Here is a 24,973-nt window from a genome sequence, read left to right as displayed (position 1 = left end):
ATCAGATAAACCGTCTGCGGTAGCCGCTAAACAGGACGTAACAGACGAGACAGACGATAATGATGCTCAGATACAACACAATGAACGAGACGGACAGCCCGGTACCGGGATCCGCAGCAAAAGGCTCCTGCCGGGCGAGACTGGATATGCCCGCCGGGACATAACGCAGCCAAGTGAACGGAAGCAGATAAAGACCATACAGCATGATGATGACAACAAAGCCGGCTGTGGTGCGCCGCGTCGTCAGATACACGGTCAACAGGATCAGCGACCACAGCAGCAGCTCAAGAAATTTGATACCTGTACCGTAGATCACATGCGCTGCTGCCCCCGATAGTTCACCGGCAAGCTGCGTAATCCCGCCGCCGGGCAGTCCGCCCAGCCAGGCTGCGAGCAGACTGCCCCCTGCCAGCAGCACTGTGTAGCCAAGCAAGAACAGGAGGATAACACCAAGGATGGACAATACCCATTGCCGCTTCGAACGCAGGCGGAACGTCAGCATCAGACTGTGGTCCAGCTGTTCGCGCTCCAGAAAAACAGCGATCAGGTAAAGAGGCACGATATTCATCATGAGCATCGCTGCAAACTCCAGTGGCTGGAATTGTCCCTGTCCATGTCCCCAGAACATCTGCAGCAAGTAATCTTCCCTCGTGCTGCCAGGCAGGTCGAGAATCTGCAGCAGCCTCCAGAGCAACAATCCGCCTACGCTGGCCACCATTGCAGCTATGCTGACGGGAGCCAGCAGTCTTCTCAGATAATACGGGGCGATGCCTGGCAGCGAGAAGGCGGGTATACGCAGTGTCGGTTTGCGGTTCCAGTGCTTGCGGATGACTAAGAAACAGCCGCAGACGATGATGGCAAGCGAGACGAAGCTCACGACTAGCGCATAGGGATAAGTCAGGTTGTACATAAAGATCACATAATTGTTGATGATCACAAACGGCAGACGGGTAAGCTCTGGCATCCGCTTCATCGCGAACACCATGAGGAAATAGAGAACCACGAAAATCCATACGAGCTTCCGTCTGCCCAAGAAATGATGCAGCGTCATAAACAGAAGCGACAGCACACTCAATCCTGCAATCATGTAGATGACAGATACTGCAGTAGCCTGCCATGGGGTATGAAAGTACTCGCTGAACATCGTCAATAGTTCGAGCCTGAGATTACTCGGATCCTCAGCCGGAAAGGACATGTCATGAGACAGCCCGATTCCGACCATTGCAATGACGGCGAGTTGAATACCTGCAAACACGGCCATGTTGACCGTCAAAGCGGCCGCCTTGGCGCTATAATACCTGATGTAGCTGCGAACGCGGAGCTGCACGTAATCCCGGTCATTCTCCAGGTGGGCGGACAGCAGGTAAAAGTAGACGAGGGTCATGAAAAAGGTCAAATAATAATGATCCGAGATTATCGTCAATACAAAATTGGCATGGGAAAATTCATAGTCCCGCCGTTCAGCCAGGCTGTACACCCCGCATCCCAGCACCAGCAGGACCAGTCGGGCGCTCAGGAAGCGCCGGACTTCATAGGCAATGATGGCTCGCATGCGTCTGGCCTCCTATAAGTTTTGCGAAGCAAAACTGGCTTCGAAAGCGAGTGCTTAGTTTTCCGAAGGAAAACTCGCTTCGGAAGCATACACTATGACGGGTAAACTGTGACTTTTTTGATCTTGGTGTAGAACAAGGCGATAAAAGCCATGAACAGCAAAGCAAGTAAAGGACCGACAAATAACGGAAAGTAGCCGTATTTGTCGACACTGTAAAACTCGGGATTAAAGCTGATGTATAGCCGGTGATTCATATAACCAATGATCTGAAGAAGATAATTTTCCAACATTACATAAATAAAGGGCCCGGTCAGAATGACGAAGATGTTCTGAATAAAGAGCGACAGTACAAAACCCATCGTAGCGACTAATGCGGACAAGATGCCTTGCCAAAAGCTTAATAGAAGCCCATATACGAGCGGTTGATGAACGAACAAGGGGCCTAGGAAATGCTGGCTCTCCAGCCGGGGTACTACCTCTCCAGTCTCCGGACTGATCAAGCCATAAGAAGGTATAATACCCGGCTTGATAAACAGCGAATAAACAACACCGAGGAACATCGCAATGAACATAACCAGAAACGATGATGAGGCTGCGGCAATCCACTTGGACCATAGATAACGGCTTTTGCTCACGCGAGGCAAGGTATACAGCAGAAAGTTGTCTTTGCGTTCGTAGTACATCAGCCAGCACACCGGCATCACCGCGATAAAGGGAAACAGGAAGACGATAAACTCAATGCCGACCTCCCACGCTTCGAGGTCATGCTCCAACGAGTAGTTTTTATACAGCGTACCGGTTAGTGCAACAACCGCAGCGGTCACGAGTACCAGCGTAAAGAGGACAGGCCATCTTAATTTCCTCCATTCGAGCAGCAGCAGATTTTTCATACATTCCTCCTATAAGTTTTGCGAAGCAAAACTGGCTTCGAAAGCGAGTGCTTAGTTTTCCGAAGGAAAACTCGCTTCGGAAGCTTGGCTTAACAACATGAGACTACTATAGCCCTGACGCACGGACGGGACAATAGCTGGGGAACAAACAAGGGTTTTACAGGAATGAACGTTTTTCATTCCTGCAAAACCCTTGTTTGACATGCTAACCATCACGTGTTCTGGTTCGATATTGCGCTTATCCATTATGCTCCGATATATAAGCCGTGTTAAGTGTACTTTTACATCTGCAAGACAATAATGACGGCCCAAAGGGAGAAACAAGTGCACTTTTGCACTAGTGGGCCGTAACGAAGTATCGATGTTCTCTCGACCGGAACAATCGGCGTTACATTCGGTTATCCCTCGGATATGATCAGGACTCACGGAATCAGCACTCCAATCGAAAGATAGGGAATACCATCTAATTCCGTATTCCGGGTGATGATCTTGCCGCGCTGTTGCAGGACGATCCGTTTTACGTTGTACAGGCCGTAGCCTCTAGTGCCGCCCCCGGCATTTTTGGTCGTGTAGCCTCTGGTAAACATCTGCCCGAATTCTTCCTGCGAGCGGGCCGCGCCGGGGTTCAGGACCGAAATCTCTGTATGTGCGGAGTCTGCGGCCCGGCGGGTGGTGATGATGATCTCGTCTCCGGGATAGGAGGCTTCGATCGCATTGTCCAGGAGCACGCCGATGATCTCGATCAGCTGATGCTCGTCGGTGGCCATGGCTGCGAAAGAAGCGTGAATCCGGCTGGTCAAGGTCAGCTTGAGCACCTCCGCCATCTTCATCTTGGAATAGACGAAGCCGCCGATGACCTTGCTGTCGATCTGCAGCACTTCCCGGACATCCGAGCGCATGATGACTTCTTGGGTATAGGCGGCCATCTGCGATTGCGCCTCCTGCAGACTATCCGAGGTCTCCACGATGCTGCGGGCGGCTAGCAGCTGATTGTGGAATTCATGCTGCCGTGCACGCACCTCCGACACCAATTCGTCGATGACCGGGATATACTGCTCGATAGCGGCAAAGCGTTTTTCCCGACGCGATCTTGTATTATGTTCGTAGATGATCCAGAGGTTCATACTGATGACCAGTGAGAATACGATAAGAATAAATAACAGATTTTCCAGCACAAACGCCGTGTCAAAATTGGAAAAGACAATGATGGCCAGCACGGCAAGTGAAGACTGGATCAGCATGACCCGGCTGAACAGCCCGCTGAAATCATCGAGAAACCCGCTGCCGCGCTTGAAGAGAAGCAGGTAATATAAGCCTGCGGCGAGCAGCAGCGTCAGCGTACGGTGCAGATAAGGGAATAAAGCTGAGGCGCTGTCCCCCAGTACCAGACCCGCTGCCGAAATGCTGAAGGTGCGCAGCAGGATCCAGATCAGGAAGCTGAGCAGCGTGACGACGATCGTCTTCATATTGGAAGCAGGGCGGATCCAGGCACTGTTCAAAATCAGCAGACCGCACACCATCAGCAATAAAAAGACCGGATTATTGACCGGCAGAATATCAAAATTGTTGATGTTGAACATCTCGAACAGACTGCGGGCGTGAGTAACATCAAGCCTTAGCAAGATGCAGAATCCGTGAAAGGAAAAAAACCAGGCGACCACGCTTTTCTCCAGCCGGATCGGCTGCCCGGACAAAGCATAGCAAAGCAGCAGCATAATGACCGAGTCCAGCAGGACCTGGATATAGATCATCGGCTGCCTCCAGCCAGTAGGTTGTCGCGGTATTTTTGACCGATTGGGATCGGTGGCGCTCCCTCTGTCAGTACTGCTGTCCCCACCGTTTTGTCTATTCTGGCAAGATACGCCTTGTTAATAATGTAGCTCTTGTGACATTGGACAAATGACGGATCGTTCAGCAGCTCGCCCATCTTGCGCAGTGAAATGCCCGCCAGCTTGTCTGCACGGAGGCCATGCCCGCTCTCCCGGCGATGCAGCACCAGGTTTTTGCCAAACGATTCGATATAGACGATTTCTCGCATCTCGTATTCAAAGATGTGACTTTTCTGTTCGATCCGGATGGTCGGTCTATGGTGATCTGAGGTCAGCTGCCCGCGGTACTGAAGTGCTTCTTGCAGCGCCTCCTGCACCTCTTCCCGGGTGAAGGGCTTGATGAGGAAGCTGTAGCATTTGATCTCCCGGTAAGCTATAAGCTCTTCACCTGCAAGAGCCGTAGCAAAAACAATCGGCGTATAGCGATAAGGGGCCATGCCCCGCAGCTGGCGGGCCAGCGTCGTCCCCTTATAATCCGTTAATTGGATGTCCAGCACGAACAGATCGATGGGCTGCTCCGCGGCGATCCGCAGCGCTTCCGCAGACTCTCCGGTCGTCCAGACCTGCCCGGCGCTGACGAGTTCCCGCAGAATCGCCAGCAGCAGCTTCACGATATGCGGATCATCCTCTACGATCAAGATGTTCAATTCAGACACCCCCATTCTCTAGCCATGTTATCTATCATTATTTACGGTTCTCGCCGGATGCGCAACCACCTCTCAAAAGATTGCATTTAGTAATTGACTGGACGGCCCACATTCTGCTAAAGTGATAATACCTACCGAAATAATAGGGATTATCATACCAATGCCTGTACGGGGCGATCGGACATACCGAAGGTCTGGGAGGGTTACTCAAGGTGAATGTGATGTTTCGCAGCCGCTGGTGGAGCTTCGGGTTCCGAAGCACTGTCATGCTGTACTTTATCGTACTAATCGTCTTACCCATCATTGGCATCTACGGCCAATCATTCTCGCTCGGCTGGTCCCCCTTTTGGGAGAGCGTCAGCGACCCGCTCGCCTGGAAAGCTATCCTGCTGACGATCCGGCTAGCTGTCATAGCCGCCCTGATCAATATCGCTGTCGGCACGATGATCGGCTGGGTGCTGATCCGGTATACCTTTTGGGGCCGCCGGCTACTGAACAGTCTTGTCGATCTGCCGTTCGCACTGCCGACAGCCGTAGGCGGACTCATGATCCTGCTGCTGCTGGGACCCAATAGTCTGGTTGGGGATATTGCAGGCTTCTTCGGCATCGAGATTGTCTTCCATGAGCCTGCGATTGTCATCGCCATGGTCTTCGTCACCTTCCCGTTCGTCATCCGTGCCGTGCAGCCTCTGCTGGAGGAGATGGACCGTTCGGAGGAAGAGGCGGCTTATACGCTTGGGGCCTCCAAGGCCAAGACCTTCTTCCGGGTTATCCTGCCGACGATGATGCCTGGGATTCTGAGCGGGGGCATGCTGGCATTCTCCCGGGCGCTGGCCGAGTTCGGAGCGGTCGTCCTGATCGCGGGCAATATCCCCGGCCGGACACTCGTAGCCTCGGTCTACATCTTCGGCGAAGTGGAGAGCGACAACCCGCAAGGGGCGGCTTCGGTATCCATCGTCCTGCTGACGCTGTCCTTCCTTATCCTCTGGATCGTCAATCTGATCCAGTCCAGGAGGGCGGGCGCATGAAGAAGCTATGGATTACGCTGACGTACGCCGTCTTTACGATCCTGATCATCATCCCGCTGGTCCGCATCTTTATCGGATCCTTGGATGAAGGCTTCAGCGGCTTCCTGGAGGCGATCACCCGACCGCAGTCGCTGCATGCGCTGTATATGACCGGCCTCATCGTCGTTATCGTGACGGTTATCAATACGCTGTTCGGGGTCATGCTCGCGCTCTATCTGGTCCGGGCAACCTGGCTCAGCAAGCGGCTGCGTCAGCTGCTCAACAGCATTGTCGACCTGCCGTTTGCTGTCTCGCCGGTTATCGGCGGTCTGATGATCGTCCTCCTGCTCGGGCCGGGTACCGTGATCGGCAGCTTTTTCGGCGATCTGGGCTTCAAAGTCGTCTTTGCCCTGCCGGGCATGATCCTGGCGACGTTATTCGTTACGTTCCCGCTGATGATCCGCGAGGTCATGCCGGTGCTGCAGGAGATCGGGACACAGCAGGAAGAGGCCTCCTCGACACTAGGCGCCTATCCGTTCTATACCTTCTGGAAGGTAACCTGGCCGTCGATCCGCTGGGGCGTCATCTACGGCGTGGTGCTGACGGTAGCCCGCTCGATGGGCGAATTCGGGGCGGTGCTGGTCGTATCGGGCAATATTATGAACAAGACGCAGACGGCGACGACGCTCGTCTATCAGGATGTCGAGAATTTCAATGTGCTGGCTGCCAACAGTGTAGCGCTTGTACTGGCTGCAGTCTCGATTGGTCTGCTGCTGCTGATGGAGTGGGCAAAGAAACGAAGGGAGCATTAAGCCATGCATATCGAGGTCACACAGCTTAACAAGCATTTTGGCGAATTCCATGCGGTTCAGGACGTCAGCTTCTCCATCGAGAAGGGGCGGCTGATCGGTCTGCTCGGCCCCAGCGGCGGCGGCAAAACCTCCATCCTGCGTATGCTGGCCGGACTGGAGACGCCAACGTCGGGGGATATCGTCTTCCACGGCAAACGGGTCAATGACCTGCCGCCGCAGGAGCGCGGCATCGGATTTGTCTTCCAGAACTATGCGCTGTTCAAGCATATGACGGTCTACGACAATATCGCTTTTGGCCTGAAGGTGAAGAAGCAGTCCAAGGAGCAGATCCGCGAACGCGTCACGACGCTTGTTGAGCTGACCGGTCTCAAAGGCTTCGAGCACCGGCTGCCGCATCAGCTCTCCGGGGGACAGCGCCAGCGCGTCGCCTTTGCCCGCGCGCTTGCGCCGGAGCCGCAGCTGCTGTTGCTCGATGAGCCGTTTGCGGCCATCGACGCCAAGATCCGTCAAGAGCTCCGCACCTGGCTCAAGGAGATGATCGAGAGACTCGGCATTACCTCGATCTTCGTTACTCATGACCAGGACGAGGCGATCGAGGTGGCCGATGAGATTATGATCATCAACAAGGGCCGCCTCGAGCAGAAGGGCACGCCTTGGGATATCTACAAAAGCCCGCAGACCCAGTTCGTCGCCAGCTTTATCGGCGAGTCGACTATCGTCCAGGACGTCTCGCGGCTCAAGGGCTTCGAGGTGGCGGCCGAACGTCCGGGCGTCCGGGCACTGATCCGGCCGGAGTATATCGAGATCGGCAAGCCGCATGAATTCCGGATTGCATCGGCAACAGAGTCGGGCAAGATCAAGCAGCTGCACTTCCGCGGCAGCGAGTGGATGGTCGAGGTAACGGTCGGCGACACGACACTGATCACCTACCGTTCGCTGGAGAAAGAGATTCTGCAGCCCGGCGATGAGATCAGCGTCCTCGTGCACAGAGCCTATCTGTTCACCGACGAAGACAGCTGGATTATGGAGAACCGTCTCAAAGAAGATCCGATGCCGGTTCACATTTAATAATAATAACACGCGTTCAAACTATGCGTTCAACCTTTAACAGAAAGAGTTGTGTATATAGATGCCATTAACCAACCTCATCAGGCGTTCCTTAGGGCGCAGCATGCTTTTGCTGCTGCTGTGCGCCGCGCTTGCCGTCAGCGGCTGCTCTGGAACTGATCATGAGACGGTGGACGGCGAGCCTGCCCTGCAGGGTGACATCACCCTGGTGATCGGCGCTTATTCGGTCGTCAAGGATGTGTTCGCCGAGCTGCTGCCCATGTTCCAGGAGCACTGGCGGGAGCAGACGGGGCAGACGGTGACCTTCCAGGAATCCTACGAAGCGTCGGGGACACAGGCGCGCGCGATCGTCGGCGGCTTCGAGGCGGATGTGACAGTCTTGGCCATGGAGGGCGACGTCGAACGAATCGAGCGAGCGGGGATGATCACGCATGACTGGCGTCAAAAGGCTGCAGGCGGGATGATCACACGTTCGATCGTTGTGCTGGGCACGCGGGAAGGCAACCCGAAAGACATCCGCGATTGGGAGGATTTGACCCGGGATGGTGTCAAGGTGCTGTACCCCAATCCGAAGACCTCCGGGGGCGCGCAGTGGGATATCAATGCCATCTACGGTGCCGGACTCAAACGCTCGGAGCGGCAGGGAGGCGTGGCGGATCCGGCTTATGCCAAGCAGTTCCTGGAGCAGGTCCATGCCAATATCGAGTCGCTGGACAAGAGCGGACGCGCTTCGATGGCTGCCTTCGAATACGGCGTCGGCGATGTCATCGTTACTTACGAGAACGAACTGATCGCCAGGATCGCGCAGGGCGTGCCCTATGACATCGTGATTCCGCAGGATACGATATTGATCGAGAATCCGGCTGCGGTGGTCGACAAGAACGTGGATATGCACGGCACGCGCGAGGTCGCAGAAGCCTTTGTCGACTACTTGTACGGAGAAGAGGCGCAGTCGCTGTTTATGGACTATGGCTTCCGGCCCGTCAACGAAGCGCTGGAGGGAGCTGCGGCAGACCAGTTCCATGTTCCTGAAGGACTCTTCGATATCGAGTATTTGGGCGGCTGGCCGCAGGTGCGCGAGCTGCTGTATTCGCGCCGGGGCATATGGTATCAAGTGCTCGCAGGCATCTGACGCTGGCGGGGAATATGCGCAACCAAAACAACCATCCTGCGAACCGGGGAGCCGGAACGCAGGATGGTTGTTTTTGTACATCACGATTTGCTTCAGGCTTCAACCGTGCGGCCAAGCACGAACTTCTCGATCACGTGGCGCACGCCTTCTTCATTGTTGGAGCGCGTCACGTAGTCGGCAATCGCCTTCAGCGGCTCTACCGAATTGGCCATCGCCACGCCCAGTCCCGCTACCTCCAGCATCTCGCGGTCGTTCCACGAATCGCCGATCGCGATCACCTCATCCATCGTGCAGCCCACATGATGGGCAGCCATATGCTGCAGCGCGTGGCCTTTCGTGCCTTCTTTATGCATGAACTCCAAATAGTGCGGCTTTGACTTGGTAATGTGCACGCGGTCGCCGATCAGCGGCGCCAGCTCCAGGGCAACCTCGTCCAGCAGCTGCGGATCGTCAATAATCAGCAGCTTGTTAAGCGGCTTGCGGATCAGGGACTCCAAGTCCGGCTCGACCAGATAAGGGATGTTGGACAATCGGGAGTAGCCCTTGGCCTTGTCGTTGTCTTCGCGTACATAGAGCACATCGTCCACATAAAGCTGCAGGTGCAGCCCCTTGCGCGAGCAGTATTCCAGCAGCTCCAGCGCGGCGTCCTCCGGCACGTTGCGCTCGTAGAGCACCTCTTCGTCGATCAGTGTCTTGACGAGCGACCCCTGGTAGGTGATGATCGGTACGTTGAGGTCGATCTGCTGGGCAATCTTCCGGGCAGACGCGTACATGCGGCCTGTGGCCAGCGTCACGGTCACACCTTGCGCGACGGCTTCGATGAGCGCCGAGCGGGTACCCTCGCTAACCTGGATATCATCGTTCAGGAGCGTATCGTCGACATCAATGGCTATCAGCTTATAAGTCATGGGTTTCTCTCCTTGTACATGAGCTAGATTGATTGTAGCGGAAAAGCTATACCGGCACAAGACGTACAAGCGTCTGCTTGAAGCCTGGCCACGAATGCGATAGAGTGGTATCAATAGCAAGTTTGAATGGAGGACAGCAGATGAATCTACCCCAATCACCGAAGCGCCGTCAGCGGCGGACTGCGCTCCTCGTTATTCTCTGCTTAATCACTGTCAGCCTCGGATTTGCCGCGGGCCGGTGGTCGATGCTGCTGCAATATCCGATGCTGCAGGAGCCGGTGTTTCGCAACCTGGATACGACATACAAAGAGATCATGAACGATTACCTGGACGGTGCAGAGGCCAGCAGCCTGCTGCACGGGGCTGCGGAGGGAATGGTCGACTCCCTGAATGACCCTTACTCCAGTTACTATACGACAGAGCAGGGATCAAGCTATCTTGAACGGTACGAGAATTCATTTGTAGGCATCGGACTGGAGCTGCGCCAGGAGGACGGGAACTTCTTGATCGAGTCTCTGGTTGCAGGCGCGCCGGCGGATCAGGCCGGATTGCGCAAAGGCGATATCCTCATAGAAATCAACAATATGGAGCTCGCAGGCAAGACTCTGACTGAGATCGTCCAGTTGACCCGGGGCGAAGAAGGCTCCGAGGTGACGCTGACCATCAAGCGCGAGGGGATGCAGGCCCCGTTCGAGCAGGTGCTGGTCCGTGCTCCGGTGCCGGTCATTACAGTGGAGTATGAGATGCTGGAGGATGGGATCGGCAGCATCCAGATCATCCGCTTCTCCGAGGACACGGCCGCCGAGTTCGACGAGGCTGTCCGGGAGTTGACGCGTCAGGGCATGAGGGGGCTGATGCTGGATCTGCGGATGAACCCGGGGGGGCTGCTCCGCCCGGCGATCGAGATCGCCAGCCGGATCGTCCCGCGGGACGAAGTGATCGTGCAGGTCGTCTACAAGGACGAGAAGCATCACAAGACGCACCGCTCGCGGCAGGAAGAGCCGTGGGTGCTGCCGCTCGTCGTCCTCGTCGACGAGAGCAGTGCGAGCTCAGCCGAAGTGCTGGCTGCAGCACTCAAGGATTCGGCCGGGATCGAGATCGTTGGGGTCAAGAGCTTCGGCAAAGGCATCGTCCAGACCTTTCAACAGTTCGAGGACCATTCGGTCCTCAAGCTGACGGAGGCGCAGTGGCGCCGGGCGGACGGGAGCTGGATTCAGGACGTGGGCATCGAGCCGACGGTGGAGGTGCGCATGCCCGACTACGCTTTGCTGCCGTCGCTGCCGTCTGATATCGATATCTCAGAGGGAAGCTTCGGCCAGCATGTCAAGACGGCTGAGCAGCTCCTCGCCACGCTTGGGTATCATCCGGGCGAACCGGAGGGCATCTTCGACGAAGAGACCCGGGCGGCCGTCCAACGTTTTCAACGGGATGAGCAGCTGCCGGTGGATGGCGTGCTGAGCGGCAGGACCTCGTATCGGCTGGTCGAGCGCGTACGTGACAAAGTTGTCCGCGAGGATCCCCAGCATCAGCGTGCAGTCGAGCTGCTGACGGCTATGCTGCGGGAACAGGACCCCTCTTGATCCGCAGAGCAGTCAGACGACACTGTCCGTTTGCCGGGCAAGCACGGTTCATCGATGATTTCACTGGACCGGAGTCTAGTTCATAATCAGACAAGGGACGGTTTTCATCTCCATGATCGCCGACTATCATAAATGTAACGGAAGACAAGGGATGCTGTATTCCAAATTTATGTATAGGTGGAGAATGATCGATGGAGAAGAAAACCGTCTATATTTTATTGTCGGACACGGGGACCTTGTTCACAAGGATGATAAGGCTGTATACCAGACAACCGCTCAACCACGCCTCGATCGCGTTCGATGCCGACCTGCGGGAGGTATACAGCTTCGGAAGGAAAAGTCCGGGCAATCCATTCATAGGCGGCTTCATCAAAGAGGATCTGAGCAATGAACTGTTCCGCAAGGCGACCTGCGCGGTCTACAGCTGTCGTGTCAGCAAGCGCAAATACGACCAAATCCGTAATTATGTTCGGAGCTTTGAGCAGAATCCGGAGCGTTACAAATACAATCTGCTAGGCCTGTTCGGCGTTATGCTCCAGGTTCGAGTCAAACGGCAGCATGCTTTCTTTTGTTCGCAATTTGTCGCTTCCGCTTTTGAGAAAAGCGGGGTAAGCCTTGTCCCCAAATGCGCTTCGCTGACGACCCCGGCGGATCTGGAGCGCTCGCCTCTACTGAAGCTGATGTTCCGCGGTGAGCTGAGCGGGTTTGACGTCCAGCGGGCTTGATTGTGCTCCGAGGCGTGCGGCAAGCATAAATACAATACAAGCCAAGATTGCCCAGACCTGATATGATAAGAGAAAACCAATCATCAGGAGCGTGGGAGCGTGAACGAAATTAGATGGGGCATCATCGGTTGCGGCAATGTCACGGAGGTGAAGAGCGGGCCTGCTTTTCAAAAGGCCGAGGGCTCGAGGCTGACGGCAGTAATGCGCAGGGACGGCGCCAAGGCGGAGGATTATGCGAGAAGGCATGGCGTGGGGAAATGGTATGCGAACGCGGATGACTTGATCCGCGACCCGGAGGTGGATGCGGTCTACATCGCGACGCCTCCGGCGGAGCATCTGCCGTACACGCTCCAAGCTGCTGAGGCCGGCAAGCCAGTATATGTCGAGAAGCCCATGGCGCTGGATGCGGAAGAGTGTCTGGAGATGGCTGAAGCGTGCAGGGCGGCCCGAGTGCCTTTATTCGTTGCCTATTACCGCCGGGCACTGCCCCGCTTCCTGAAGGTCAAGGAACTGCTCGATACGGGCGCGATCGGCCGGATCCATGCCGTCAACACCCGGCATTGGCGGCGTCCCTCCGAGCAGGAGATGCGCGGAGATCTGCCATGGCGGCTGCAGCGCGAGATCGCGGGCGGCGGCCACTTCGTCGATCTGGCGAGCCATACGCTCAATCTGATCGACTATCTGGTCGGCCCGATCACGCAAGCCGAGGGACGGAGCTCCAACCGCGGCGGCTACTATGAGGTGGAAGACCTCGTATCAGGATTCTACCTGACCGAGAACGGTATCCACGGCAGCGGCCAATGGGGGTACACAGTAGGGGTGGAAGAGGATATCAATGAGATCATCGGCAGTGAAGGCCGGCTTATGTTCGCCACCTTCGCTGAGACGCCCATCCGGCTGGAGCGGGGAGATAAAGTTCAGTCCTGGGACATCCCGCATCCGCCCCATGTCCAGCAGCCGCTGATTCAGACCATCGTGGATGAACTGAGGGGCGCGGGCAGCGGCTGCCCGAGCGATGCCGACTCGGCGATCCGCACCAGCCGGATCATGGATGAGCTGCTGCGGCCATACCGGCCCTGACAGTCGGGGCCAAACAATGGTAAAGGGTGCTGCCAACCGCTTAAGTGGTGCGGAAAGGGGTCAGGAATGCTTTAGGAATCGCCGTCTCGAAACGCAGCTGCTCTCCGGTGCGCGGATGGCGGAAGGCAAGCACCCGGGCATGGAGTCCGAGCCTGCCGATGATTTTGCTGGCAGCGCCGTACTTTTTGTCGCCGACGACAGGGTGGCCGATCTGTTCCATATGGACGCGGATCTGGTTTTTGCGTCCCGTCTCCAGCGTGACCTCAAGCAGGGAGTTGGTACGGTTGCTCTGCAGCACCTTGTAATGAGAGATGGCATGCTGTCCGTCACCAGGCCGCTGACTTGCATACATACGCAACGTCTTGGTCTCCTTCAGCCAGGACTCGATCTTCCCTTCCGGTTTTCGGACTTGTCCCTCGACCAGTGCGACATAGCTCCGTTCGGTGACGGCCTCCTGCCAGTCTTCCTGCAGCTGCTGCTGTACTTGCTCGCTGCGGGCGAACATCATCACGCCGGAAGTATCCCGGTCGAGACGGTGGACGATGAAGATGCGCTGCCCGGGGTCCTTCTGGCGTACATAAGCGGTAAGCTGACGATAAGCGGTAAGCTGTTCTTCTTTGTCCGATGCGATAGAGAGCAGTCCTGCGTCCTTGTGGATGACGATGATGTCTTCATCTTCATGCAGGATCGACATGCCTGTAAGCGGGGCGCTCTGCGGCTCCCGTTCTCCGACCATGACGAGCTGTCCCGGCTGAAGCGGATAGTTATGCGCGGAGACGGCTCGTCCGTCGACCGCCACCTGCTTGCGCGTCAACAGCGATTTGACGGCGTTGCGGCTGAGCTTGGCATACCGGCTGATCAAAAACGGGAGCAGCTCTTCGGCTTCCTTAACGGTAAACTGTCGTACTCCGGCTGAGGCGGCTTTTACCGTTCTTTTTTTGGCGGAGGGTATCTTGGCCTTGCTTGGGGAAGCAGGCTGTTTTTTTGGTTTCTTCATCATTGCGGGATCCGTCCTTTGCTTGGCATTATCCCCCTACTATAGCATGAGTTTGGCCCGGGCGCTATCGCGGCGGGTTAGTCGAGAGGAGAGTAGATAGGAATGACACAACAGACTGCGGAGCCGGTTATCGAAGCGCTTGGACTGGTCAAACGCTACGGTTCATTTACCGCTGTAGACGGTGTCTCGTTAGAAGTCAGACCGGGAGAGGTATTCGGCCTGCTCGGTCCCAATGGCGCGGGCAAGACGACCACGATGGAGATGCTGGAGGGGCTCCGTCTGCCGGATGCCGGCAGTGCGAGCATAGCCGGCTTTGATACGCGGACGCAGCTGGCGAGGGTGAAGGAGGTCATCGGCGTACAGCTGCAGTCCACCTCGTTGTTCGATCTGCTGACGGTCCGAGAGATCACTGCGATGTACGCCAGCTTTTACCGGGTACCGACACTCCCTGTAGAACCGCTGCTGGAACGGGTGCTGCTGCAGGAGAAGCTGGAGGCGCGCGTCAAGCATCTGTCCGGCGGTCAGAAGCAGCGTCTGGCGATTGCACTCGCTCTGGTGAACGATCCGAAGGTGGTGTTCCTGGACGAGCCGACCACGGGGCTGGACCCGCAGGCTCGCAGGATGCTATGGGACATCATCCTGGGACTGCGCGATGAGGGCAAGACGATCGTGCTCAGCACGCACTACATGGATGAAGCGGAGATCCTCGCCGACCGCATCTGCCTGATGGATCGCGGCAGGGTTGTTGCTCTGGATACGCCGCGGCAGCTGATCGAGCGTCTGGCTTCGGACAGCGCGATCGAGTTCGAGGTGACGGCGGCAATGCCGGATGCAGAGCGCGGCAAGGATCATCTGCTTGCGCAGCTGCGCGAGCTGCCGGCAGTCCGGCAGGCAGAGATCCGCAAGGATCACGTCCTCCTTTACACCGGCGACCTGCAGTCCTCGCTTACCGCACTCGTGGAGATGGCAGCGCGGGAGCGCCTGCCGCTTACGGGTCTGCAGACCCGCACAGCTTCGCTGGAGGATGTCTTCATCCAGATGACCGGAAGGAGTCTGAGAGAATCATGAAAGCCTATAAGCAACTGACATTGGCGCAGCTCAAGCTGTTTGCCCGCAACCGGCAGATGCTGTTCTGGAGCGTCGCCTTCCCGATCTTCCTGATGGTGATGATGGGCTCGTTTCTCGGTCAGGGCAACAACCTGTCGCTGCAGGGCATCCTGGTCGATGAGGACGGATCGCCCGCCTCTATCGAACTCAAAGAGCGGCTGCTCGCCGCAGGAGCGCTGTCCCTGAGCGAAGGCGACGATACCGGAGGGGCGATGGCCGCGCTGCGCGGCGGTGAGACGTCACTGGTCATCGTCCTGCCTGCCGGCCTGGGGGCGGCAATCGATGCGGATCTTCCGGACGGAGGCGGTGCGTCGCCAGTCCGCCTGTACACGGATGAAACGCAGCTGACGGTGTCCGAGCTGGCGCGCACAGCGGTTACGTTCATCATCGACGAGGTCTCCAAGGAACGGACCGGCTATGTCCCGCTGCTTGTCGTGGAAAGCGAAGGCATCCAGTCGCTTGAGCTGTCTTACATCGATTTTCTGGTACCCGGCATCGTCGCCATGATGATCATGACGACCAATCTGAACGGTGTAGCCGGGCAGATCTCCTCCTGGCGGGAACGCGGCATCCTGCGCCGCATGCAGAGCACGCCGCTGCATGCGTCATCCTTTATCGCCGCCCAGATCACGGCCAGACTGTTGTTGAACGGACTGCAGGCGGTCATCGTGATCGCGATCGCCCAGCTTGTCTTTGGCACGCAAGTGAATGGCTCGTGGCTGCTGCTGTTGGCCTTTGTCGTCGCAGGCACGCTGGCTTTTATGTCGATCGGCTTCATCATCGCAGGCGTCGCCAAGACACCGGAGAGCGCCGGACCGATCTCGGGCTTCGTCTCCTTCCCGCTGCTGTTCCTTGGCGGGGTATTCTTCCCGATCCAGAACATGCCTGAGCTTCTCCAGCCCATCGTCAAGCTCCTGCCGATTGCGCATCTGTCCACGGCGCTGCGGCAGATCATGAACGTTGGCGCCTCGCTCGGCGATGTCTGGTTCGAGGCGGCCTTGCTTGGCGGCTGGCTTATTGTCGCCTTCGCTGCCGCAACCTTAACCTTTAAGTGGGAATGAATCGCTCCAAAGTTTAGATAGACAAAACTCGGAGACCGGTGATACGATATTGTGGCATGGAAGAAAAAGGTACATATTGGAGGAAAACGGACGACATGAAAAGAGTACCCCGCCTCATTGCAACAACGGTAATCGCAGCCAGCTTGGCCTTTCAACCCATCTCCGGCTGGACGCTGAAGCCGCTCTCCGTTTCTGCCGCCGCTACGTTGTCCGAGATCCAGGTTGTCGTCGATGGCGAACGCTTAGCCTTCCAGACGGCGCCGTTCCAGCAGAACGGATATACGCTGGTGCCGATGCGCACGGTATTTGAAGCGCTTGGCGCCAAAGTAAGCTGGGAGCCGCAGACCCAGACGATTTTTGCATTAAAGGACGGCATCTCGATCTCACTCTCAGTCGGGGTCAAGCATGCGGTCGTCAACGGCAAGACGCAGCAGCTCGATGCGCCCGCACAGCTGCTGCAAGGTGCGACCATGGTGCCGCTGCGATTCGTAGCCGAAGCGCTCGGCGCCGAAGTCGCGTGGGACGGCGCAGAGCGCACTGTAAGGATCCGTTCGGCGGAGCAGATCTGGGCCGACGAGATGGACGATATCGATTGGGCCGGGGAGTGGGAGCCTGCTGTCTGGCATACGAGCGACATCGTGGCCAGGTATGACGATAGTGTCGTGACGATTCTCACGGATCGTTCCCAGGGCAGCGGGATGGTCGTCGGCGACCGTCTGGTGCTGACCAATCATCATGTGGTGGCCCGCGCCTCTTCGGGAACCGTAGAGTTGACGGACGGCCGCTCGATCAAGATCAACGGGATCGTTGCTTATGATGAAGCTGCCGACCTCGCTGTCATCGAGACCTCATCCGATCTTGATGCTTTGCCTGTGATGATCGACGAGGGCTTCCGCTCCTACAAGGGAGATCCCGTCATTGCGATCAGCAGTCCCAAGGGATTCCGCAATACCGTATCGGAAGGCGTCATCAGCAATTATCATTACGAGGACGGGGTCGCTTATATCCAGACGACTGCCCCCATCGACCGTGGCAGCTCGGGGGGCGCCTTGTTCAATCAATCCGGCATGGTCATCGGCGTCATCACCTCGATGATTCCCGATACGACGGCACAGCTGAACCTGGCCGTCTCGGGCGAGCATATCTTTGCTTTGTTGGAGCAGGCGGAGGGTCGTACCGCAGCTGCAGCGTTCCTGCCGTCGTCCCTGCCGGATACGCTGGCAGGCGCCTCCGAGGCCAGCATCGCCCAGCTAATGGAGGAGGAGTTCTCCGTCTTATGGACCGAGGCGGGTGCGACCGTGCTGACGGACTGGCAGGTGAAGCGCGATGCTCAGGGCTGGCTGATCATCCACGCCCGGATCAATCCAGGGTTCTATACGACGTATGCGGACAAGATCCGGCAGGATATGCGGTTCTGGGCGCTCAGTCTGGGTGCCGATCTGCAGCGGCTGCTGCCCGAGCAGACGATCCAGGTGCTGGTCCGCTACGAGCAGGAGTTTGCCTTTGAACCGCGCGGGTTCGCCCCCGGCGAAGTGATCAGCCTGGGCAATCAGAAGTGGAAAGTCAGCCACCCGGTTATCGATCTTCAAGTGAAGGACCGCGGCTATATTCGCATACCGGACTAATTCATTTATTCTTCTGTAGAGCTCTGCCGATTATGCAGGGCCTTCTTTTTTGCTGAAGGATTGGGTACAATGGGGGTAGTTTGACGTTTGGAATGACATATTTGTGAGGAGTATTACCATGAAAGTAGTGTTATCTACCCTTAATGCCAAATACATCCATACCTCGCTGGCGCTGCGCTGTCTGAAGGCGTACAGCGAACGGGATTTCGATATCGATATCGCCGAATTTACCATCAAAGATCCGGTTATGAATATCGTCTCCGATCTGTTTGCCAAGGATCCTGATGTCATCGGCTTCTCAGTCTACATCTGGAATATCGAGGAGACGATTACCGTCATCAATATGCTGCGGAAGATCAAGCCATCGCTGAAGATCGTCCTGGGCGGCCCCGAGGTCAGCTATGATATGGGGTATTGGATGGACCGGCTGCAAGAGGTCGATTTTATCGTCGTCGGCGAAGGCGAGGAGACGTTCCATCATCTGCTCAGCGAGCTCGCAGGCGAGCGCAAGTTTCATATGGTCTTCGGCTTGACCTACCGCAAGCACAAGGCCGACGGCGAGGTTGAGATCGTCATGAATCCGCCGCGGCCGAAGCTAGATCTGGCCCAGCTGCCGAGTCCTCATCGTTTTGCCGAGGACATCCCTCATCTCCCCAACCGCGTCGTTTACTTTGAGACCAGCCGCGGCTGCCCGTTCAGCTGCCAGTTCTGCCTGTCCAGCATCGAGGTGGGCGTCCGTTATTTCGATATCGAACGCACCAAGGCCGATCTGCTGTATCTGATTGAATCCGGCGCCAAATTGATCAAGTTTGTCGACCGGACGTTTAATATCAAGCGCGACTATGCGCTGGAGATGTTCAAGTTCCTGATCGAGAACCATCAGGGAACGGTCTTCCAATTCGAGATTACAGCCGATATCATGCGTCCGGAAGTCCTGGATTATCTTGCCGAGCATGCCCCGCCTGGCATCTTCCGCTTCGAGATCGGCGTCCAGTCGACCAACGATCTGACCAATGAGGCGGTGCAGCGCCGCCAGAACTTCACCAAGCTGACGCGGACGGTCACGAAGGTCAAGGAAAGCGGCAAGATCGACCAGCATCTGGATCTGATCGCAGGTCTGCCGCACGAGGACTATAACAGCTTTCGCAAGACCTTCAACGATGTGTTCGCGCTTCGTCCGGAGGAGCTGCAGTTGGGCTTCCTCAAGATGCTGCGGGGCACCGGGATGCGGCTGGATGCCGAAAAGCATGGCTACATCTACATGGATCGGGCACCGTACGAGATTCTCGGCAATGACTTGCTGCCGTTTGGGGATATCGTCCGGATCAAGCGGGTCGAGGATGTGCTGGAGAAGTATTGGAATGCGCATCGGATGGATCATGCCTTGCTGTATCTGGTGGAGCGGGTGTATGACTCGCCATTTGATTTCTTCCAGCAGTTCGGCGATTACTGGGAGGAGCAGGGCTGGCAGAAAATCGGTCATCAGCTGGAGGACCTGTTCTCCCGCCTCTGGGCGTTCCTGGAGACGCACGCAGCTGCGAGCGGCTCCCGTTCCCTTGATCGGACTGTCGTGCTCGGCTTGATGAAGCTGGATTACTTCCTTAATCACAAGTACAAGCCCCGCAAGGTCTGGTGGGGGCACGACATGGACAAGTCCGAGTGGCAGGCCTGGATGAAGCGGCTGGCGCATCAGCCTGCAGACGTCTCGCCAGCCTTCGAAGCGCTCGGCATGGGCGAGAAGGAGCTGCACAAGCACGCGGTGATCGAGCGGATCCCGTTCGACATCCAGGCCTATGTGGAGGCAGGCAGGCTGGAGCAGGGCGAGACGCTGCTGGTCGTCCTCTATATGCCGGATGAGGCGGGACGTCAGCAGGCTTCGCCTTATTATTTGCGCCTCTCACGACAGGTGGCTATCGGCTAAGGTGAGCGATGCGCAGACCCAAAAGGGACCTTCAACGGAAAGGTCCTTTTTGTCATATTAGCCCCCATGCCGCTGAGCTGCAACGCACCTCTCTTCTCCTCAGCTTTTTCTTATCGTGCGAGTATAAGAGTAACGCAGACAAACGGAGCCCAGCGCGTAGCTGTAGGCGCCGTCTATTGATGCTTACAGCGCCCTCGACCAAGCGGCCTAAGGCAGTTCGCTGCGGATGACGGTCAGCTGCCCATCCAGCTCGTAGGCGCCCAATGTAGCAGGGAGCAGGAAGCACTCCCCGGCTTTGACCTCGAGGGAGCCGTCCGCCCAGCGCAGCGAGCCGCTGCCGGCGGCGATGACGAGGATGACAAAGCTGTCGGATGGTACAGCAAGGCTGGCGACACCGTCGATGACACCTTTCTCGACGATAAAGTAAGGCGAACGTGCGATCTCGAGCCACTCCCCGGCCTGTACTCCCTCCGTATCCGTATAAGTGGCTCCTGCGCCTTCATAAGCCGTCACATTGAGCGAGTCTTCGACATGCAGCTCGCGGAGCTGGCCGTCCAAACCGGGGCGGTCGTAATCGTAGACCCGGTAAGTCGTGTCAGAGTTCTGCTGGATCTCGGCGACGACGATGCCGGCACACAGCGCATGCACCGTGCCGGCAGGGATGTAGAACGCATCCCCAGCTTTGACAGGCACCTCCTGCAGGCAGTCCATGACCCGGTTCTCCGCCAGCGCCTGCTCTAGCCGGCTGCGGTCGACGCCTTCCTTGAGCCCGTAGATGATCTTGGCGCCGGGCTTGGCGTCCAGGATATACCACATCTCCGTCTTGCCCAGCTCTCCGGCAGGGAGCTTGTCGTAGTCGTCCTTGGGATGGACCTGGATGGACAGATCATCATTGCAGTCGAGCAGCTTGATGAGTAGCGGGAAGCGGGCCCCTTCCTTGTAGCCCTTGCTGCCGAACCAGGCAGCGCCGTATTGCTGGCGGATCTCATCGAGTCCCATGCCGGCAAGCTCGCCGTTTACGGCCTTAGTTGTACCGTTGGGATGGTCGCCGATCATCCAGCCTTCGCCGATATTGCCTTCCGGCACGTCAAGACCAAAGCGCCGCAGCGCTTGCCCGCCCCAGATGCGTTCTTTCATCTCGGGTCGGAATTGGATCGGATACGGTTTGATCGTCATGGTAATCTCTCCTCTGTATGTAAGTTGCGGACTTTTTGAACAACCTCTAAGATTGGCGGCGTTTCTCGATAGCGATGAGAAAGGGCGCCCCCTGCTTCTGCGGCATCCGGTATTGAACGCACTGACAGAGCGATGGAGACTGGGAAGCGGCCCAATCTGTCACGGCATCCGCCTCCTCGGCGCCCCCAGGGTGCCCGGGATAGACGACCGCAGTGATGATCCCGCCTGGCCGGAGCAGCTCAAGCCCGTCAGTCAGTGCGGCGATCGTCGAATCGCTGCCGGTAATGATCCGCTGATCAGCTTCAGGATCAGGGAGATAGCCCAGGTTGAACATAATGGCTGATACACTGCCCTGAACCTCGGGCGGGAGGAGCTCCAGCATGTGGGCGTGACTGTGCGCCAGCAGGACGATCTTGGGACGCCGCGAGCCTGCTTCCCCGGCGAATCTGGCATCCAGCCGGTCAGCTGTACGCTCCAGCGCCAGCGGCTGGATATCAAAGGCGTAGATCGATCCCCGGGGGCCGACCGTCTCGGCCAGGAATTGGGTATCGACGCCTGTGCCGGCGGTAGCGTCGATGGCGACATCCCCAGGGAAGAGACGCTGGGCGATCCAGCTCTGGGCCAGGGTCAGCACGGAAGGAAAGCCCATCAGCTGGCGCTCCAATGCTTGCCCTGCCAGCTATCGCGCCGCTTCAATTCGGCATCTATGCCATTGAGCACGTCCCACTTGTTCAAGCTCCACATCGGACCGATCAGCAGATGGCGCGGCGCATCGCCGGTCAGACGGTGGACGATCATCGAGGGCGGCAGCAGCTCCAGCGTATCGACGACCAGTCCGATGTACTCGTCTCGCTCGAGGAAACGCAGCAGTCCGGCATCATACTGCTTGACCATGGGCGTCTTGCGCATCAGATGGAGCAGATGGATCTTGATGCCCTGGACGCCCATGCCAGCGACGGCGAGGCCGGTCTGCAGCATCATCTCCCGATTCTCCTGTGGGAGACCATAGATGATATGGGAGCAGACCCGGATGCCGCGCGCTCGCAGCCGGGCGACGGCATCGGTATAACAAGCGGTATCATGGGCGCGGTTGATCAGCCTGGAGGTGGACTCGTGCACAGTCTGCAGTCCTAACTCGACCCAGAGGTACGTGCGTTCGTTCAATTCGGCCAGGTAATCCACTACATCCTCGGGCAGGCAGTCCGGGCGGGTGGCGATCGAGAGTCCGACTACCCCTGGCTGCTGCAGGATGACTTCATAATACTCCCTCAGCACCTCTATAGGCGCATAAGTGTTGGTATAGGCCTGGAAGTAGCCGATATATTGGGCCTGGGGCCATTTGATGTGCTGGCGGCTGCGGATGCTGTCGAACTGCGTGACGAGATCGTCGCGGCGGCTGCCGGCAAAATCACCTGAGCCTCGGGCGCTGCAAAACGTACAGCCGCCTGCGGCTATCGATCCGTCCCGATTGGGACAGGTAAAGCCGGCGTCAAGGGTTACTTTAAACACTTTCCCGCCAAACTGCTGCCGCATCTCATGGTTCCACGTGTGGAACCGCTTGTCCTGCCACAGCAAGGGACTGTCGGCGGAGTGGATATGGGTATACATGATGGACAAACCCTTTCTGCATCCCCGGACATTAGGGGATTCGCAAACTTTCACCGCTTTTTATTGTACCTGAAATGAGGTCCAGGCGCCAATGATGAAAACGTGAAGAAAAATGGATTTTGGGCTTGCAACACCTTACATGATGTGTTATATTAAAAGTGTGATAAATCAAGGTTTTTCACAACTTCCGATGCCACGCCACTCGTCATAGCAGATCAGTATTATGGCTATACTGTTACTATCCAAAACGTGAGGTGATGAGGAATGAACACATCCGTAAAAATTCCCCAAGGCGATGAGAAGATCACAGTCGAACTGACGGTAAAGGAACTGATGGCGCTTACAGGGACCCGCTTCCACGGCGACCATATGCTGGAGATCGGAGCCCGCAAGAAGCTCAAGAGTGTCCTCGCAGACACCTACAGCATCGAGAACGCCAAGAGAGACCCGATCGACTACCAACTGCTTAACTAGTCCAACTTGACAGCAGCCTGCGGATCATGGATCCAGAGGCTGCTTTTATTTTTGTGCAAGTTCTGGCACAATAGGACGATAACCAATGTTGATGGAGGAGCATAAGATGCGTTTGCGAGGAAGAAAAGGAATACGAGAAAGCCTGGAGGCTCAGCCGGAGCTGGTCGTCCTCGATGCCAAGGGGTACAAGGGGCGCTGGCGCGAGTTCTTTGGCAACGACAATCCGATCTATATCGAGCTCGGCATGGGGAAAGGCCGGTTCATCAGCCAGATGAGCGGCCAGAATCCGCAACACAACTATATCGGCGTCGATATGTATGATGAGCTGCTGCGCCGCGCCAGCGAGAAGGCCCGCGCGGTCTGGGAGGAGAAGGGAGAAGAGCGGCCGCCCAATCTGGCGCTGCTCAGGGCCAACATCGAAGACATCGAATCGATGTTCGACCCGGGCGAGATCCGGCGGATCTACCTGAACTTCAGCGATCCTTGGCCCAAAAGCAAACATGCCCGCCGCCGGCTGACTCATCCGCGTTTTTTGGCGAAGTATGCAGCTCTGTTGGACGAGCATGGCGATATTCAATTCAAGACGGATTCCCGGTCGCTATTCGAGTTCTCGCTGAACAGCTTTGCCGAGATGGAGCTGCTGATGCACAATATCTCGCTCGATCTGCACCAGGACGGCATCCGTGAGGACCTTGTCCTTACTGAGTACGAAAGCAAGTTTATCGACAAGGGTCAGCCGATCTATCGGCTGGAGGCGCTTGTCGGCGCCACGGCGTTGCGCGCATACAGGGAACGTCGTGATGCAGCCTATCAGGCGAACGCGGGCCAAAAGGAAACGACCAGCAAGGCGGTTACCGAACCAAGCGCTGCGCCCGCAGCTACGTCTGAAGGATAGTGCAGGCCAAGATACATGCGCGACCACGCCACCGAGATGCCGATGATCATAACGGGCGTCAGCAGCAGCAGCGACATCTCCGGATGAACGAACAGCCAAGGCATCAGCCAGGCGCAGACGGCGGTGGTATGCCCGGAAGGAAACGAAGGGTCGAGCAATGTACGTTTGCCGGTATTAACATTACTCAGCGCCTGGTAAGGGCGCAGCCGCTTGAACTTGCGCTTGACCAGCGCAACCGGCAGATGGCTGAGCGCAACGGCGGTCAGCGCTTGCCAACCGGCAGTGCTCCAAGGCGGACTGGCAAGCAATCCGATCATCAGCGAAGCGGTTAAAGTGAAGGTAGCGCCCCCCAGATGGGTGATGGAGCCAAGCCAGCCGCTGAGCAGCCGGTTGAGCAGCAGATTGATCGGTCTGCGGTTAGCCCACAGAAGCATGCGCTGTTCAGCTTTGATGAGCCAATTTGTAACCCGCTGCATTAGGGTACCTCCCGTTTTTTTGTTCATGGTCACCTCCAGTGTAACGGCCGATTGTTCTCGTCATGTCAACGGTATAATAACGTATATTAAGATCGGTTTAAAGGTTTTTTTATTTTATCATCCGTCTAAGCGACCGGCGTTCTCAATGAGAATGCCGGTGTTTTTATTTGTAGGCGGCATCGTTCAAGCAGGGTTAGCGCGTCTTTAGAAAGGTGTCAATTGTTTTAGGATTCCCTCCCGATGGCTATAGATGTAGTGTGGAGACCAGATTGAAGTACATAGGAAAATGATTGTGAGGGAAAAATAGTGTCACGTCGCGCACATTTTGTAACCTTTTGCTGAGCGGCGCCGTTTATAAGGACAATGGTAGCTAAAGTTGAGCTAGACGCCGTAAATGCGATGA

General features: G+C 56.9%; 23 protein-coding genes. 13 read left to right on the top strand and 10 right to left on the bottom strand.

Features of this window, described 5'->3' with window-relative positions; translation table 11 throughout:
* Nucleotide 1: 1 nt before the first annotated feature.
* The 4 genes from ABC336_RS05925 to ABC336_RS05910 all read right to left on the bottom strand — a co-directional run bounded on the left by ABC336_RS05925 (nt 2) and on the right by ABC336_RS05910 (nt 4,918).
* A complete protein-coding gene (locus ABC336_RS05925) occupies nt 2-1,552 on the bottom strand; it encodes a hypothetical protein (RefSeq protein WP_413237793.1) in 1,551 nt (516 codons plus the stop codon).
* Nucleotides 1,553-1,644: 92 nt separating this feature from the next.
* Nucleotides 1,645-2,442 carry an ABC transporter permease gene (locus ABC336_RS05920; protein ID WP_413237792.1) on the bottom strand — a complete coding sequence of 266 codons (798 nt, stop codon included), beginning with the start codon at nt 2,440-2,442 and terminating at the stop codon, nt 1,645-1,647.
* A 422-nt stretch (nt 2,443-2,864) separates the two neighbouring features.
* Nucleotides 2,865-4,193 carry a sensor histidine kinase gene (locus ABC336_RS05915; RefSeq protein WP_413237791.1) on the bottom strand — a complete coding sequence of 443 codons (1,329 nt, stop codon included), beginning with the start codon at nt 4,191-4,193 and terminating at the stop codon, nt 2,865-2,867.
* Nucleotides 4,190-4,918 carry a LytR/AlgR family response regulator transcription factor gene (locus tag ABC336_RS05910; protein ID WP_413237790.1) on the bottom strand — a complete coding sequence of 243 codons (729 nt, stop codon included), beginning with the start codon at nt 4,916-4,918 and terminating at the stop codon, nt 4,190-4,192. The genes ABC336_RS05915 and ABC336_RS05910 overlap by 4 nt, the downstream gene beginning before the upstream one ends.
* Before the next feature lie 221 nt (nt 4,919-5,139).
* Between ABC336_RS05910 and cysT the strand changes: the two genes are divergently transcribed.
* The 4 genes from cysT (at nt 5,140) to ABC336_RS05890 (ending at nt 8,937) form a co-directional block, all read left to right on the top strand.
* Nucleotides 5,140-5,946, top strand: a complete 807-nt coding sequence (gene cysT / locus ABC336_RS05905; RefSeq protein WP_413242445.1) for a sulfate ABC transporter permease subunit CysT — start codon at nt 5,140-5,142, stop codon at nt 5,944-5,946.
* Nucleotides 5,943-6,737: a sulfate ABC transporter permease subunit gene (locus ABC336_RS05900; RefSeq protein ID WP_413237789.1), complete on the top strand. Its 795-nt coding sequence runs from the start codon at nt 5,943-5,945 to the stop codon at nt 6,735-6,737. Before cysT ends, ABC336_RS05900 begins: the two co-directional genes overlap by 4 nt.
* Nucleotides 6,738-6,740: 3 nt before the next feature.
* Nucleotides 6,741-7,805 (top strand): sulfate/molybdate ABC transporter ATP-binding protein, encoded by a 1,065-nt coding sequence (locus tag ABC336_RS05895; protein WP_413237788.1) that lies wholly within the window; start codon nt 6,741-6,743, stop codon nt 7,803-7,805.
* A 61-nt stretch (nt 7,806-7,866) separates the two neighbouring features.
* Nucleotides 7,867-8,937 (top strand): sulfate ABC transporter substrate-binding protein, encoded by a 1,071-nt coding sequence (locus ABC336_RS05890; RefSeq protein WP_413237787.1) that lies wholly within the window; start codon nt 7,867-7,869, stop codon nt 8,935-8,937.
* 92 nt (nt 8,938-9,029) lie between these two features.
* Here the strand turns inward: ABC336_RS05890 and ABC336_RS05885 are convergent, their stop codons facing one another.
* Nucleotides 9,030-9,845: a Cof-type HAD-IIB family hydrolase gene (locus ABC336_RS05885; protein WP_413237786.1), complete on the bottom strand. Its 816-nt coding sequence runs from the start codon at nt 9,843-9,845 to the stop codon at nt 9,030-9,032.
* A 140-nt stretch (nt 9,846-9,985) separates the two neighbouring features.
* Here ABC336_RS05885 and ABC336_RS05880 point away from each other — a divergent pair, with 140 nt between their 5' ends.
* The 3 genes from ABC336_RS05880 (at nt 9,986) to ABC336_RS05870 (ending at nt 13,230) form a co-directional block, all read left to right on the top strand.
* Nucleotides 9,986-11,425, top strand: a complete 1,440-nt coding sequence (locus tag ABC336_RS05880; RefSeq protein ID WP_413237785.1) for a S41 family peptidase — start codon at nt 9,986-9,988, stop codon at nt 11,423-11,425.
* A 191-nt stretch (nt 11,426-11,616) separates the two neighbouring features.
* Nucleotides 11,617-12,150 carry a hypothetical protein gene (locus ABC336_RS05875; RefSeq protein ID WP_413237784.1) on the top strand — a complete coding sequence of 178 codons (534 nt, stop codon included), beginning with the start codon at nt 11,617-11,619 and terminating at the stop codon, nt 12,148-12,150.
* 99 nt (nt 12,151-12,249) lie between these two features.
* Nucleotides 12,250-13,230 carry a Gfo/Idh/MocA family protein gene (locus ABC336_RS05870; protein ID WP_413237783.1) on the top strand — a complete coding sequence of 327 codons (981 nt, stop codon included), beginning with the start codon at nt 12,250-12,252 and terminating at the stop codon, nt 13,228-13,230.
* Between the two features lie 40 nt (nt 13,231-13,270).
* On the opposite strand, the gene ABC336_RS05865 is transcribed toward ABC336_RS05870, so the two are convergent.
* Nucleotides 13,271-14,230, bottom strand: a complete 960-nt coding sequence (locus tag ABC336_RS05865; protein WP_413237782.1) for an RluA family pseudouridine synthase — start codon at nt 14,228-14,230, stop codon at nt 13,271-13,273.
* Nucleotides 14,231-14,329: 99 nt separating this feature from the next.
* Between ABC336_RS05865 and ABC336_RS05860 the strand changes: the two genes are divergently transcribed.
* The 4 genes from ABC336_RS05860 to ABC336_RS05845 all read left to right on the top strand — a co-directional run bounded on the left by ABC336_RS05860 (nt 14,330) and on the right by ABC336_RS05845 (nt 19,941).
* Nucleotides 14,330-15,295 (top strand): ABC transporter ATP-binding protein, encoded by a 966-nt coding sequence (locus ABC336_RS05860; RefSeq protein WP_413237781.1) that lies wholly within the window; start codon nt 14,330-14,332, stop codon nt 15,293-15,295.
* Nucleotides 15,292-16,395 (top strand): ABC transporter permease, encoded by a 1,104-nt coding sequence (locus ABC336_RS05855; RefSeq protein ID WP_413237780.1) that lies wholly within the window; start codon nt 15,292-15,294, stop codon nt 16,393-16,395. Before ABC336_RS05860 ends, ABC336_RS05855 begins: the two co-directional genes overlap by 4 nt.
* Before the next feature lie 95 nt (nt 16,396-16,490).
* Complete coding sequence (locus ABC336_RS05850) at nt 16,491-18,020, top strand: stalk domain-containing protein (RefSeq protein WP_413237779.1); 1,530 nt, start codon at nt 16,491-16,493, stop codon at nt 18,018-18,020.
* Between the two features lie 118 nt (nt 18,021-18,138).
* Nucleotides 18,139-19,941, top strand: a complete 1,803-nt coding sequence (locus ABC336_RS05845; RefSeq protein ID WP_413237778.1) for a B12-binding domain-containing radical SAM protein — start codon at nt 18,139-18,141, stop codon at nt 19,939-19,941.
* A 207-nt stretch (nt 19,942-20,148) separates the two neighbouring features.
* Here ABC336_RS05845 and ABC336_RS05840 read toward each other — a convergent pair whose 3' ends face one another.
* Genes ABC336_RS05840 through mnmL form a run of 3 tightly spaced genes read right to left on the bottom strand, consistent with a single transcriptional unit; the run spans nt 20,149 to nt 22,725 of the window.
* Nucleotides 20,149-21,117 carry a type I phosphomannose isomerase catalytic subunit gene (locus ABC336_RS05840; RefSeq protein ID WP_413237777.1) on the bottom strand — a complete coding sequence of 323 codons (969 nt, stop codon included), beginning with the start codon at nt 21,115-21,117 and terminating at the stop codon, nt 20,149-20,151.
* A 46-nt stretch (nt 21,118-21,163) separates the two neighbouring features.
* Nucleotides 21,164-21,766, bottom strand: a complete 603-nt coding sequence (gene mnmM, locus ABC336_RS05835; protein WP_413237776.1) for a tRNA 5-(aminomethyl)-2-thiouridylate-methyltransferase MnmM — start codon at nt 21,764-21,766, stop codon at nt 21,164-21,166.
* Nucleotides 21,766-22,725 (bottom strand): tRNA modification radical SAM protein MnmL/YtqA, encoded by a 960-nt coding sequence (mnmL, locus tag ABC336_RS05830; protein WP_413242444.1) that lies wholly within the window; start codon nt 22,723-22,725, stop codon nt 21,766-21,768. Before mnmL ends, mnmM begins: the two co-directional genes overlap by 1 nt.
* A 264-nt stretch (nt 22,726-22,989) precedes the next feature.
* On the opposite strand from mnmL, the gene ABC336_RS05825 reads away from it, so the two are divergent.
* On the top strand, nt 22,990-23,199 hold the full coding sequence (locus tag ABC336_RS05825; RefSeq protein WP_413237775.1) for a hypothetical protein: 210 nt from the start codon (nt 22,990-22,992) through the stop codon (nt 23,197-23,199).
* 106 nt (nt 23,200-23,305) lie between these two features.
* Complete coding sequence (trmB, locus tag ABC336_RS05820; RefSeq protein WP_413237774.1) at nt 23,306-24,094, top strand: tRNA (guanosine(46)-N7)-methyltransferase TrmB; 789 nt, start codon at nt 23,306-23,308, stop codon at nt 24,092-24,094.
* Here the strand turns inward: trmB and ABC336_RS05815 are convergent.
* Nucleotides 24,010-24,570 (bottom strand): phosphatase PAP2 family protein, encoded by a 561-nt coding sequence (locus tag ABC336_RS05815; RefSeq protein WP_413237773.1) that lies wholly within the window; start codon nt 24,568-24,570, stop codon nt 24,010-24,012. The two genes, trmB and ABC336_RS05815, sit on opposite strands and share 85 nt — an antisense overlap.
* Nucleotides 24,571-24,973 lie beyond the last annotated feature (403 nt).

The organism is Paenibacillus jepli (assembly GCF_047238105.1).
In the GTDB taxonomy this organism is placed as follows: Bacteria; Bacillota; Bacilli; order Paenibacillales; family Paenibacillaceae; genus Paenibacillus_D.
Note: the sequence above shows the minus strand (reverse complement) of the source record. Positions and strands in the feature narration are given on the sequence as shown.

What these genes read in the sequence shown, in the direction of transcription:
- ABC336_RS05925 (WP_413237793.1), bottom strand. Translation starts at nt 1,552, where the DNA reads ATGCGAGCCATCATTGCCTATGAAGTCCGGCGCTTCCTGAGCGCCCGA.
- ABC336_RS05920 (WP_413237792.1), bottom strand. Translation starts at nt 2,442, where the DNA reads ATGAAAAATCTGCTGCTGCTCGAATGGAGGAAATTAAGATGGCCTGTC.
- ABC336_RS05915 (WP_413237791.1), bottom strand. Translation starts at nt 4,193, where the DNA reads ATGATCTATATCCAGGTCCTGCTGGACTCGGTCATTATGCTGCTGCTT.
- cysT (WP_413242445.1), top strand. Translation starts at nt 5,140, where the DNA reads ATGTTTCGCAGCCGCTGGTGGAGCTTCGGGTTCCGAAGCACTGTCATG.
- ABC336_RS05900 (WP_413237789.1), top strand. Translation starts at nt 5,943, where the DNA reads ATGAAGAAGCTATGGATTACGCTGACGTACGCCGTCTTTACGATCCTG.
- ABC336_RS05895 (WP_413237788.1), top strand. Translation starts at nt 6,741, where the DNA reads ATGCATATCGAGGTCACACAGCTTAACAAGCATTTTGGCGAATTCCAT.
- ABC336_RS05890 (WP_413237787.1), top strand. Translation starts at nt 7,867, where the DNA reads ATGCCATTAACCAACCTCATCAGGCGTTCCTTAGGGCGCAGCATGCTT.
- ABC336_RS05885 (WP_413237786.1), bottom strand. Translation starts at nt 9,845, where the DNA reads ATGACTTATAAGCTGATAGCCATTGATGTCGACGATACGCTCCTGAAC.
- ABC336_RS05880 (WP_413237785.1), top strand. Translation starts at nt 9,986, where the DNA reads ATGAATCTACCCCAATCACCGAAGCGCCGTCAGCGGCGGACTGCGCTC.
- ABC336_RS05875 (WP_413237784.1), top strand. Translation starts at nt 11,617, where the DNA reads ATGGAGAAGAAAACCGTCTATATTTTATTGTCGGACACGGGGACCTTG.
- ABC336_RS05865 (WP_413237782.1), bottom strand. Translation starts at nt 14,230, where the DNA reads ATGATGAAGAAACCAAAAAAACAGCCTGCTTCCCCAAGCAAGGCCAAG.
- ABC336_RS05860 (WP_413237781.1), top strand. Translation starts at nt 14,330, where the DNA reads ATGACACAACAGACTGCGGAGCCGGTTATCGAAGCGCTTGGACTGGTC.
- ABC336_RS05855 (WP_413237780.1), top strand. Translation starts at nt 15,292, where the DNA reads ATGAAAGCCTATAAGCAACTGACATTGGCGCAGCTCAAGCTGTTTGCC.
- ABC336_RS05850 (WP_413237779.1), top strand. Translation starts at nt 16,491, where the DNA reads ATGAAAAGAGTACCCCGCCTCATTGCAACAACGGTAATCGCAGCCAGC.
- ABC336_RS05845 (WP_413237778.1), top strand. Translation starts at nt 18,139, where the DNA reads ATGAAAGTAGTGTTATCTACCCTTAATGCCAAATACATCCATACCTCG.
- ABC336_RS05840 (WP_413237777.1), bottom strand. Translation starts at nt 21,117, where the DNA reads ATGACGATCAAACCGTATCCGATCCAATTCCGACCCGAGATGAAAGAA.
- mnmM (WP_413237776.1), bottom strand. Translation starts at nt 21,766, where the DNA reads ATGGGCTTTCCTTCCGTGCTGACCCTGGCCCAGAGCTGGATCGCCCAG.
- mnmL (WP_413242444.1), bottom strand. Translation starts at nt 22,725, where the DNA reads ATGTATACCCATATCCACTCCGCCGACAGTCCCTTGCTGTGGCAGGAC.
- ABC336_RS05825 (WP_413237775.1), top strand. Translation starts at nt 22,990, where the DNA reads ATGAACACATCCGTAAAAATTCCCCAAGGCGATGAGAAGATCACAGTC.
- trmB (WP_413237774.1), top strand. Translation starts at nt 23,306, where the DNA reads ATGCGTTTGCGAGGAAGAAAAGGAATACGAGAAAGCCTGGAGGCTCAG.
- ABC336_RS05815 (WP_413237773.1), bottom strand. Translation starts at nt 24,570, where the DNA reads ATGCAGCGGGTTACAAATTGGCTCATCAAAGCTGAACAGCGCATGCTT.